Here is a 10,296-nt window from a genome sequence, read left to right as displayed (position 1 = left end):
GGTGAAGGTAGCTGCCGGTTGAGCGCCCAGGCGCCGAGCTCCTGGACGCGGTAATCGAGGGGGTCGTGCAGGCTCTGGGTGCGCAGGTTGCGCCAGTGTCGGTCGAGCCGCAGGGCGGCGTGGGTGGCGCGCGCGCCGGTCACTTCGAACAGCCGGCTGCACAGCTCCAGGCCGACGCGGGTCGCGGCCACCTTGGCGGTGCCGATGGCGATGGCCAGCTCGCCGCGCTCCTCGCCGCTCAGGCGCTGCTCCTTGCGCCAGGCGACGTCGAACTGCGCGGCGGCGCGCTCGACCAGCAGGCGCACGCCTTCCAGGCCAACCCAGAAGTCACCGTAGTGGCCGAGCACGTAAGGGTCCTCGGTGATGCTCTGGGCGCTGGAGCGGAACCAGGGCCGCGCCTCCTTCAGGGTGTAGCCACGGAACTCCTCGAAGGCGCCTTCGGCGATGCCGAGGAACACGTGGGCGAAGATCAGCTGCGCCAGCAGCGGGCGCAGGCAGGCGAACGGCGTGCTCAGCGGGCCCGGGTCGAGGAGCAGCTCGGACTGCTCCACGCGCACCCGCTCGAAGGTCACGCTGCCGCTGTCGGTCTGCCGCTGGCCCATGTTGTCCCAGTCGTCGTGCAGGGTGACGCCGGTGCGCCCGCTGGGGATGGCGGCGATCAGCAACTTACCGCCGGCGCTCTCGTCCACCGCCGAGGCGATCAGCATCTCCGAGTCGTTGGCGCCGGAACAGAAGCTCTTCTTGCCGGAAAACTCGCACCAGCCGTCGAACTTCTTCACCGCCGTGCGGGTGTCCAGGGGGTTCAGGGCGTTGCCCCAGAACCAGTTCTTGCGCGCCGTCAGCTCGAACCACGGCTGCCACTGCTCGGGGCGCGAGAACAACCGCGTGGTGGCCAGCATCAGGTGGTGGAAACCGAACACATGGGCGACGGAACTGTCGACCCGGGCGAACTCGCGCACCACCTCCAGGGTCAGCGCCCAGTCGGCGCCGTGGCCGCCCAGGGCGCCGGGAATGCTCAGGGCCAACAGGCCGCTGCGGCGGATGGCGTCACGCTCGGCCTTCGGCGTGCCGCCGCGCTCGTCCCGCTCGGCGGCGTTCTCGGCGAAGCCGGCGGCGAGCTGGCGGGCAATCTGCAGGGGGTTGAGGATGCGACTTTGCTGGTTGGCACTCACTCGGTATTCCTCGTCGAACCCTGGCCGGCCGCCCGTCGCGCGCCAGCCAGGCGATGAATCATCGGCGCCGGCCCATCGCCGGCGAGGACGCACCGCGCGGCAAGCGCGGTGCCCGAGGCTAGGAGCAATATCCATTCCAGGCCCGCAGCGCGCATTCCCCGGCCTGGCGCCGGCGCGCTGCTGCATTCTGAGCAGCCAAGTGTTGATTCACTGTTGCGCAAGCCACCGTCGCCAACAGTGGCTGCGACTGGCACGCCTCAAGGCGCGCCGGTTGGCGGGGTGACGAGAGGATCAGCGCCGGCTCAGGGCCAGGCGCGCGGCGAACAGTACGAAAACCAGCCCGGTGGCGCGGTCCATCCAGCGGATGACTTTTTCGCGGCGCAACACGCCCGCCAGCGGCTGGGTGGCGCCGATCAGCGCCAGCGACCAGAGCAGCCCCAGCGCCACGTGGATGCCGACCAGGCCGAAGGTCCAGGGCACCAGCGGCTGCCCCTGGGGAATGAACTGCGGCAGGAAGGACACGTAGAAGATGCCGACCTTAGGGTTCAGCAGATTGCCCAGCATCCCCTTGAGGAACCAGTTGGCCTGCGGCCGGCCATCGGCTTCGACCGGCGCCAGCGAGCGCCGCGGCCGCAGCAGCATGTTCAGCCCGAGCCAGGCCAGGTAGGCGGCGCCACAGTACTTGAGGACATTGAAGGCCAGCTCGGACACCGCGATCAGCGCGCCCAGCCCGAAAGCCACGGCGGCGCCCCACAGCAGGCAGCCGGCATTGATCCCCAGCGCGGTGCGCAGCCCCTGGCGCTTCCCTTCCACGCTGGCGGTGCGCAGCACCAGGGCGGTATCGAGGCCGGGGGTCAGGGTCAGCAGCGTGGCGGCGAGGGTGAAGGCGAGCAGGTTGTCGGCGAAGGGCATGGTCAAACGGGCCTGAACGGGTGGGCACGCCCGTCAGCATAAGCGCCCGAAGCCGCTGTAGCGAGCCCCCTCCCGCGAGGCTCAGAAGCCCGCGCTGAGCCCCAGGTAGAGCACCGCCGAGACGAACGCGGCGGCAACGCCGAGCGAAAGTACACCCAAGGCGACCACCGCTTTTTCGCCGTCGAACAGGTCGTGGAAAACGGACAGAGCTTTCATGTTGACCCCCAGTCGGTAATGAGTGGTTCTGGGTTGATTCTGTACCATCGTCCCAGGCCATCGACTGTCCGAAGTCAAGGTTTGCTCCGCCCGCCCTCCTCCGACCTTCTCCGCGCTCAGCGGCGGTCGACCCACACGGTTTGCGCGTTGCAGAACTCGCGCACACCGAAGTGCGACAGCTCGCGGCCGAAGCCACTCTTCTTCACGCCACCGAAGCCGACGCGCGGGTCGCTGGCGCTGTAGCCGTTGATGAACACGCCGCCAACGTCGAGCTCGGCGGTCATCTGCCGGGCGCGCGCCGCGTCAGCGGTAAACACCGTGGCGGTCAGGCCGAAGTCGCTGTCGTTGGCCAGTTCCACCGCATGCTGGGCGTCGCGGGCGCGGATGATCGAGGCCACCGGGCCGAACAGCTCCTCGCGGAACGAGGTCATCTGCGGGGTGACATCGGCCAGCACGGTCGGCTGGTAGAAGTTGCCCGCGCCTTCGGCCTTGCCGCCACCCAGCAGCAGGGTGGCCCCTTCGGCCAGGGTGCGTTGCACCTGGTCGTCCAGTTCGTCGCGCAGGTCGAAGCGCGCCATCGGGCCGACGTAGGTTTGCGCCTGGGTCGGGTCGCCCATCACCAGTTCGCGGGTGGCGGCGACGAAGCGCTCGGTGAAGGCCTCGGCGATGCTGTCCTCGATGATGAAGCGCTTGGCCGCCGCGCACACCTGGCCGGAGTTCTGGAAGCGCCCGGCGACCGCCGCCTTGACGGCCAGGTCGAGGTCCGCGTCGGCCAGCACGATGAAGGCGTCCGAGCCACCCAGTTCCAGCACGCACTTCTTCAGCGCGGCGCCAGCCTGGGCGCCGATGGCCGAGCCGGCGCGCACGCTGCCGGTCACGGTGACGGCGGCGATGCGCTCGTCGCGGATGGCCTGGGAAACCAGGTCATTGCTCACGTTGATCACCTCGAACACGCCCGCCGGGAACTCCGCCCGCTGGATCGCCTGGAGGATCAGGTAGGCGCTGCCCATGACATTGGGCGCGTGCTTGAGCACGTAGGTGTTGCCCGCCAGCAGCGCCGGCACCGCACCGCGCAGTACCTGCCAGATCGGGAAGTTCCACGGCATCACCGCGAGGATCGGGCCCAGCGGGCGGTACTCGATCCAGGCGCGCTCATGCTCCACGCTGGTCGGCTCGGGCGCGAGCATTCGCGGGCCATTGGCCGCGTACCAGTCGCACAGCCCGGCGCACTTCTCGACTTCGCCACGCGCCTGGGCGATCGGCTTGCCCATCTCGGCGGTGATGGTGGCGGCGATCTCATCGGCGTTGGCGCGCAGGGCCTGGCCGAGGCGCACCAGGGCAGCGGCGCGCTGCTCCAGCGGCGTGCGCTTCCAGCTGGCATACCCCTGGGCGGCGTGGGCCAGGGATTGCTCCAGCGCGGCGGCGGATTCGAAGGCGTAGCTGGCGATCACCTCGCCAGTGGCGGGGTTGCGGGAAATCGCGTGGGTCTGGGGCGAGATGCTCATGGCGCGCTCCTGGGAGGGGGTGGGCAGTGGCGCCAGTGTCGCGTTGAGAAGCGCTTATGAAAAGTGAATAATAATGACGATTACGCTCTCGATTGGAGAATGAAATGGACCTGGTCCAGCTGGAAATCTTCTGCTCGGTGGCCAGCCACAAGAGCATCGCCGCCGCCGCGCAGGCCATGCACCGCGTGCCGTCGAACCTCACCACGCGCATCCGCCAGCTGGAAGCGGACCTGGGCACCGACCTGTTCATCCGCGAGAAGAACCGCCTGCGCCTGTCCCTGGCCGGACGCGACTTCCTCGTCTACGCCACGCGCATCCTCGGCTTGGTGGAGGAGGCGCGGGTGGTGGTCTCCGGCAAGGAACCCAGCGGGCGCTTCCCCATCGGCTCGCTGGAAAGCACGGCGGCGGTGCGCATCCCCAGGCTGCTGGCGCGCTACCACCAGCAGTACCCGAAGGTGGAGCTGGACCTGTCCACCGGCCCCTCCGGCGCGATGATCGCCGGGGTGTTCGCCGGCGAACTGATCGCCGCCTTCGTCGACGGCCCGATCCGCCACCCGGCGCTGGAAGGCATGCCGGTGTTCGACGAGGAAATGCTGGTGATCGCGCCCTCGCACCACGCGCCGATCCGCCGCGGCCAGGACGCCCACGGCGAGATGATCTACGTGTTCCGCGACAACTGCTCCTACCGCCACCACTTCGAACGCTGGTTCGCCGCCGACGGCGCCGCGCCCGGCGCCATCCGCGAACTGGAGTCCTACCACAGCATGCTGGCCTGCGTGAGCGCCGGCGGCGGCCTGGCGGTGATGCCGCGCAGCATGCTGGTGAACATGCCGGGCAACACTTCGGTCAGCGCCTGGCCCATGGCCGGCGACTTCGCCCGGCTGAACACCTGGCTGATCTGGCGCAGCGACTCGCGCTCACGCTCGCTGGAACTGTTCCGCCAGCTGGTGGAGGAACAGGCGGCGGCACTGGATATGGCGGGCGGCTGAAGGCACCCGCGGTAGCGGCCTCGGGTGCACACTCATTCAAGGCCGCAACGGCTGGCTCAGCGAACCGCCGGCTTGCCGCTCATGGGGCCCTTGCAGAGAAAACCGTCAGGAACGAGGGTGATTTCCACGCGCCGGTTGGCGCTCCGTCCCTCTTCCGTATCGTCACTGGCGAGCGGCTCGGCCGCCCCGGCTCCGCGCACGACGAAGCAATCGCCCGGGATATCGCCCATCCGCTGCATCCAGTCCCGCACCGCCAGCGCTCGGGCATAGGACAGTTGCCGGTTGCGTTGCGGATCGCCGGTGGAGTCGCTGTGCCCGGTGATGACGATCAGCCAACCCGGCTGCGCCTTGATGTCGATCAGGCCGGCGATCAGCAGCTTGTCCGACTCCGGCTTCAGCGCGGCGCTGCCCTCCTTGAACAGCAAGCGGCCATCCAGACGCACCGGCGCCCTGGGCTGCATCTCCGTCGCCGGGTCGACGGGCGCAGCAGGCTGGAGCTCGCGCCACAACAGCCACGACAGTGCCAGGCACATCGCCGCGCCGAGCAACCAGAGCAGCGCGCGAATCGCGCCGGCCTTGCGCGGCGGCGGCGCGGCGCTGCCGACCTCGACGACAACCACGGTCGGGTTCGCCTCGGCGGCGACGGTCACCATCTGGCGCGGTTCGGCTGGCGCAGCGCCGGCCAGTCGCACCCGAACCTCGCGCGCTCCGGCCCTCGGCACAGGTTCGGCGACGGTGTCCCGTTCAAGGCGCTCGATGAGGTGGTCGAGAAGCTGCCGCAGCGACTGCAACGCCGCCAGCGGCACCTGTCCTTGCCCGGCGAGGAAGTCATCGAGGCGCGCCAGATCGTCTCGCAGTTGATTGGCCAGGGGCAGATCGTCGCCTTCCAGTGACTGCCTCCGCAGCAACGGCTGCAACTGCGCGAACAGCCAGGCGAGGATTTCCAGGCGCGCGGCATGCGCCTGCGGCCAGAACGCCGGCCAATGCGCCGTCACGAAGCGAACCAGCTCGCCGACGCCGGCCAGCATGCCCGGCAATGCGCGCTGCTGAGCCCTCGCCACGGCCAGCGCGGCAAGCGTCTGCAGCTCGCTGCCGTTTTCCTTGCGCAGCGCCAGGCACAGGCGCTCCACGCGCGGCCAGTCGACATCCGGGCGAGCCGGGTGGTTGAGCTTGCCCAGCTCTTCGCGCAGCGCGGCGTAATCCGTGCAGTCGCGGGGATTGCCACCCAGCCGTGGGCTCGATTCGACAACGATCATCTTCACGCTTCCATTCGATGGGGGAACGAGAAACCGCCACCCTAGGGCGACAGGTAACTCATCTGTTTCAGGTGGCGCACCAGCACCCGGCCCTCCGGCGCCAGGGTGGTACCGAAGGTCGCCCGCGCCCCGCCCTTCAACTGCACGTCCAGGGCGTACTCCAGATGCCCCGGCCGGGTCTGCGGCAGCAACACAATGTTCACCGCCTGCAGGCGCGGCTCGTGCTGGAGCAGCGTACGGGTCATGGTGTCCATCAGCCCGTGGGCGGTCCCGGGCAGGCCCTGGAGGATCTGGCTCATGTCCGGCAGTCCGTAGTCGGGCAGATGGGCGAGACTGCCCGCGCGGCAATTGAGGATGCGCTGCAGGTTGTCCAGCACCGACAGCACGACCTGGTCTTCTTCGCGAACCCGCTGCAGGTCCAGCTCGCCACTGAAGTTCTGCAGGAGCAGCTCGTAGAGCGAAGGGCTCTGCTCGCTCACCACCAGGACTCCTTCTCCGCCAGCGGCAGCAGCGACAGCGCGTTGTCGCCCAGCTCGACCAACCGCGCCCGGTCAGGGTCCAGCTCATCCCGGGCGATCACCAGCCGCCAGGAGCCGTCCGCCCTGTTCGGCGAGCGGAACAAGCCGACGACGGCGACGAACTGCGCTTCCTCCGCCAGCGGCACGTTCAGTTGCGCACCCTCCCCTGGCTTGACCACCACCTGGCGCTCGTCCAGCAGGTCGGCGCCCAGCGCGCTGGCGCCGTCGTTCAACAGGCCCGGGTAGTCGGCCTTGTCCAGCGTCTTGCGGTCCTTCAGCTGATAGACGCGCACCAGCGTGGATACCGAGAGCGCGGACATATCGGTGGCGTCGGTATTCAGTGCGGCGCGGGCGCTGAAATCCAGATGCAGCACCTTGACCTGCTTGTAGAAGACCCCGCGTGCGACAGAGCTGCTCCCGTCCACCACGCGCTGGGTCAGCCCGCAGCCGCCGAGCAGCAAGCTCAGCGTCGCCATGGCCAGAAACGCTCTAGAAGCGGTAAGCGACATGCTGTGTCTCCCTGTGTTTCATGTTGTCGGCCAAGCCCCGGTAGCGGCCGAGATTGACGGTGATGCAGCCCGCTTCGGGCAGCGCCGGAGCTGCGGAATTCAGACCCAGCACCCCGGTCAGCCCCAACCGCACCGGTGCGCCCCCGAGCACCGGCAGGGGCAGGCATTTCACCGGCAGGGTCAGTTGCAGCCGCGCGGTACAGCGCCAGCCCAGGTACACCCGCAGCAGCACCAGCAGATCGCTGTACAGTTGGCCGTCCGGCAACCACCCTCGCGCTTCGGCGAGATCCTCGGTCAGCAGCTCCAGCCGCACCTCGCTGTTCGCGTCCGTCCCCACGGCGCCCAGGGGCTGGCCCTGGGACAGGTTGACGGGCCGCTCGCGCGACAGCCCGGCGGGTTGCGCCAGGACCACCTTGCGCGGCCAGTGCGGGATGACCCGGGCCTGGGTGTTGGGCGCCAGCAACTTGACCAGCGCGCCTATGCCCTCGGCGTTGCGGGTGGGCAGGCGCATCACGCTGAGCAGCGCGAGAAAGCGCGACACCGGGGTGGCCACGTGCCTGGCCGTTCCCGGGATGCCCAGCCCGATCAGGCCGAGCAGGCACTGCGAGGTGGCGTCCGCGCCCCCGGCCTCGAAGGTGGCCGGGTAGGAGTACTTGCGCCAGATGCGGTAGAACTGGGTGAAGACCCGGTGGTTGAAGATGTCGAGAAAGGCCTCCAGTGCCTCATGCCCTTCCCGGCGCTGGGCGATGTCGTCCAGGTAGGCGGTCGGCAACGGCGAGTCGACGCCGTACAGGCCGAGCAGGCGCGTGCGCACCGTGGCGGGTCGCTGCGGGTGCTCCTCGTCGAACTCGATGGCCTTGAACTCGCCGGCGGGAAAGCCCATGCCGGGGTGCGGACGAAAGCGCACGGCATCGTCGCGGGGGCTGGTCGTCGTTCCCAGGGGCGGTTTGTCCGGCACGGCGGCCTCGAGCAGTTGGCAGAAGCGGTACAGGTTCGCCTCGCCGATCCGCCCCTGCAGCGCCTCCAGCAGGCCGCTGGCCTTCAGCCGGGAATACGCTGACTGTGGTTCTCGTTCCATCGCAGGCATTTACCAGTGGGTTGCAGGATCAGCGTGAGCTGGTTGAACAGGTGGATGTCGGCATACAGCGCGAAGAAGCGATTGAGCAGCTCGCCGAACAGGCTGATGTCGCCTTCGCCGCAGAAGCCGTTGGCGTCCAGGGTCACCTCGATGTCCACGCCGCGCAGCAGGAAACCCTTCTCGAAGCGCTGGATCAGGTGGTGGCGGACTTCGACGATGGCCGCCAGCCGCCGACGGTTCAGCTCGCTGTGCGCCCAGTCGTACAGCGCCAGGGTGCCGCGCAACACCTCGGCGTTGTCCAGCATCGGCAGGAAGTTCGAGCCCAGGTGGCTGAGCACCCGCCAGTGGAAGCGATCCTGGTTGGGCGGGTAGCACGGCAGCGTCGGCGCGCACAGGTTGCGCACCTTCAGGCCGGGCAGCGGCGACTTCACCAGCGCGTCCAGCAGGGTGCTCTGCAAGGCCTTGCGCGGCAGCTGGCCGTTGGTGCCGGTCAGGCGCAGGGACAGGCTTTCGCTCTGGCTCAGGCGATCGAGGTCGAAGCCCTCCCCGCCGAGGATCAGCCAGGTGTCATGCATGCCGTTCGCGCCGCGCTTCATCCGCGTGTGGAAGTAACGCTCCGGCGCCTCGTCGCGCAGCATGCCACCCTTGTGGCGGAAACTGCTGAAGGGCACGTAGTCGCGCTGCTCGGAGTGCTTCGAGGAGGTCACGCTGTCCACCGAGTAGATCTCGGTGTGCCCGTCCTGCAGGCGCATCGGCCGCAACAGGTAGTCGGTCTGCAGCGGCGACAGGCTCAGCGGGTCGGCTTCCAGGGTGAACAGGTTGATCACCGGGACCGCGTGCAGGCGGATGTGCTCGGCGCTCACCGACCACTCGTGCGGCCACTGCTCGCTCAGCACCACGTCCAGCTCGAAGCCCGACATGCCGGCGGTCATCGGCACCTGCTCCAGGCCGCAGAGGGTGACGAACATGAACTTCTCGCGGAAGCTGAAGTACTCCAGGAGCAGCTGGTAGCCACTGAAGGCGCCATCGGCCTTGGGCCAGAGGCGATCCTCGTCGGCGAAGCCCTTGGCGGCGAAGTGGCCGTCCAGCCGCACCCGGTCTACCTGGCCCGGGAGGCGGAGGTAAAGCGCCTGGACCTTCAGCGTCAGGGCATGGTGCAGCGCGCTGGCCAGCGGCCCATCGGCATTGAGGTACAGCGGCAGGCGCCGCAGATCGATCTGCGACCAGTCCGCCAGGGGGCTGCACGCAAAGCGCAGGCGCATCACCGAGTGGCCGTCCGGCTCGCTGTCCAGTCGCACCGACTCGATGGCCAGCGGGTGCAGCCTGAGGTCCTGGGTGGTGGTGTAGCGGCAGCGCGTGCGCCGCGGTCCCACCGGTTGCGACATCACCTCGCAGCCCCTGGGCAGCGCTTCGCTGCGCTTCATCTCGCGGTAGTCCGGCGACAGCTCGACCACCGACAGCGACGGAATGGTCCGCAAGTAGTGTGGCCACAACAGGCTGACCAGCCCCTCGGTCAACTCCGGGAGGTCGTCGTCGAGCTTCTCGCGCAGGCGTCCCATGAGGAACGCGAAACCTTCGAACAGGCGCTCCACGTATGGATCGCGCGCGCCCGCCTTGTCCAGATTGAGCTGCGCCGCGCGGTCCGGGAACGCCTCGGCGAACTCCTTGCCCGCCTCGCGCAGGTAGCGCATCTCGGCATCGAAATAGCGCAGCGTCAGATTATCCATGCTCACCATTGGCATCCTGAAAGTAAGAGTGGCCTAGCCACAGAGCACCGCGGCCCGCACCGGGTCGGCGGCCACCAGCGCGGCCAGCAGCCCTTCCATGCGGCGCGCCAGGGCGGGCTTGTCCACGTCGTTGCGCTGGGCCTTCTGGCGCAGCAGCTTGAGCAGCCGCGCCTTGACCTCGAAGCCCAGCTCGGGCTCCCAGGCGTCCAGGCCCTGGCGCTGCGCGACGGCTTCGAGATCGCCCAGCAGGTGAAGCGCCAGGTCGCCCTTGCCGTACTGCTCGGCCACCCGCGCCATCAGCAAGCGCAGCAGCCAGCGCTGGCGGCCGCCGTTCACCTCGGGGCGCGCGGCCAGCCACGCCAGCGCCGCCTCGACGCCATCGCTGTCGGCCTGCGCCAGGGCTTCGCCTTCCAG

Annotated in this window: 11 protein-coding genes; 1 reads left to right on the top strand and 10 read right to left on the bottom strand. The window is 68.9% G+C overall.

Annotated features, from left to right (window positions below):
* The 4 genes from P3W75_RS16275 to P3W75_RS16260 form a co-directional block, all read right to left on the bottom strand.
* The coding region (locus tag P3W75_RS16275) for an acyl-CoA dehydrogenase family protein (protein WP_276228341.1) at window positions 1-1,172 on the bottom strand (1,172 nt) is incomplete at its 3' end.
* A 291-nt stretch (window positions 1,173-1,463) separates the two neighbouring features.
* A complete protein-coding gene (locus P3W75_RS16270) occupies window positions 1,464-2,084 on the bottom strand; it encodes a LysE family translocator (RefSeq protein WP_276228340.1) in 621 nt (206 codons plus the stop codon).
* Window positions 2,085-2,165: 81 nt separating this feature from the next.
* The gene (locus tag P3W75_RS16265) at window positions 2,166-2,300 is read right to left on the bottom strand and encodes a hypothetical protein (protein ID WP_276228339.1); all 135 of its coding nucleotides are present in this window, start codon (window positions 2,298-2,300) and stop codon (window positions 2,166-2,168) included.
* Between the two features lie 116 nt (window positions 2,301-2,416).
* Window positions 2,417-3,805 carry an aldehyde dehydrogenase family protein gene (locus P3W75_RS16260; RefSeq protein ID WP_276228338.1) on the bottom strand — a complete coding sequence of 463 codons (1,389 nt, stop codon included), beginning with the start codon at window positions 3,803-3,805 and terminating at the stop codon, window positions 2,417-2,419.
* Between the two features lie 104 nt (window positions 3,806-3,909).
* Between P3W75_RS16260 and ptrR the strand changes: the two genes are divergently transcribed.
* Window positions 3,910-4,794 carry a putrescine utilization regulator PtrR gene (gene ptrR / locus P3W75_RS16255; protein WP_276228337.1) on the top strand — a complete coding sequence of 295 codons (885 nt, stop codon included), beginning with the start codon at window positions 3,910-3,912 and terminating at the stop codon, window positions 4,792-4,794.
* A gap of 56 nt (window positions 4,795-4,850) precedes the next feature.
* Here ptrR and P3W75_RS16250 read toward each other — a convergent pair whose 3' ends face one another.
* From P3W75_RS16250 to P3W75_RS16225, 6 genes are all read right to left on the bottom strand, one after another.
* Window positions 4,851-6,050, bottom strand: coding sequence for an OmpA family protein (locus P3W75_RS16250; protein WP_276228336.1), 1,200 nt, complete (start codon window positions 6,048-6,050; stop codon window positions 4,851-4,853).
* 41 nt (window positions 6,051-6,091) lie between these two features.
* Entirely contained in the window at window positions 6,092-6,529 is a 438-nt protein-coding gene (gene tssE / locus P3W75_RS16245) for a type VI secretion system baseplate subunit TssE (RefSeq protein WP_276228335.1), read from the bottom strand.
* The gene (gene tssJ, locus P3W75_RS16240) at window positions 6,526-7,077 is read right to left on the bottom strand and encodes a type VI secretion system lipoprotein TssJ (protein WP_276228334.1); all 552 of its coding nucleotides are present in this window, start codon (window positions 7,075-7,077) and stop codon (window positions 6,526-6,528) included. The genes tssE and tssJ overlap by 4 nt, the downstream gene beginning before the upstream one ends.
* The gene (gene tssG / locus P3W75_RS16235; RefSeq protein WP_276228333.1) at window positions 7,058-8,155 is read right to left on the bottom strand and encodes a type VI secretion system baseplate subunit TssG; all 1,098 of its coding nucleotides are present in this window, start codon (window positions 8,153-8,155) and stop codon (window positions 7,058-7,060) included. Before tssG ends, tssJ begins: the two co-directional genes overlap by 20 nt.
* Window positions 8,119-9,888, bottom strand: a complete 1,770-nt coding sequence (tssF, locus tag P3W75_RS16230; RefSeq protein ID WP_276228332.1) for a type VI secretion system baseplate subunit TssF — start codon at window positions 9,886-9,888, stop codon at window positions 8,119-8,121. The genes tssG and tssF overlap by 37 nt, the downstream gene beginning before the upstream one ends.
* Before the next feature lie 27 nt (window positions 9,889-9,915).
* A partial coding sequence (locus tag P3W75_RS16225; protein WP_276228331.1) for a type VI secretion system domain-containing protein occupies window positions 9,916-10,296 on the bottom strand: 381 nt, incomplete at its 5' end.

Origin of the sequence: Pseudomonas citronellolis (assembly GCF_029335315.1) — a bacterium.
Classification (GTDB): Bacteria; Pseudomonadota; Gammaproteobacteria; order Pseudomonadales; family Pseudomonadaceae; genus Pseudomonas; species Pseudomonas citronellolis_A.
Note: the sequence above shows the minus strand (reverse complement) of the source record. Positions and strands in the feature narration are given on the sequence as shown.

Bases quoted from the DNA above. Each gene is read 5' to 3' on its own strand.
- tssG (WP_276228333.1), bottom strand. From the start codon at position 8,155: ATGGAACGAGAACCACAGTCAGCGTATTCCCGGCTGAAGGCCAGCGGC.
- P3W75_RS16260 (WP_276228338.1), bottom strand. From the start codon at position 3,805: ATGAGCATCTCGCCCCAGACCCACGCGATTTCCCGCAACCCCGCCACT.
- ptrR (WP_276228337.1), top strand. From the start codon at position 3,910: ATGGACCTGGTCCAGCTGGAAATCTTCTGCTCGGTGGCCAGCCACAAG.
- tssJ (WP_276228334.1), bottom strand. From the start codon at position 7,077: ATGTCGCTTACCGCTTCTAGAGCGTTTCTGGCCATGGCGACGCTGAGC.
- P3W75_RS16270 (WP_276228340.1), bottom strand. From the start codon at position 2,084: ATGCCCTTCGCCGACAACCTGCTCGCCTTCACCCTCGCCGCCACGCTG.
- P3W75_RS16265 (WP_276228339.1), bottom strand. From the start codon at position 2,300: ATGAAAGCTCTGTCCGTTTTCCACGACCTGTTCGACGGCGAAAAAGCG.
- P3W75_RS16250 (WP_276228336.1), bottom strand. From the start codon at position 6,050: ATGATCGTTGTCGAATCGAGCCCACGGCTGGGTGGCAATCCCCGCGAC.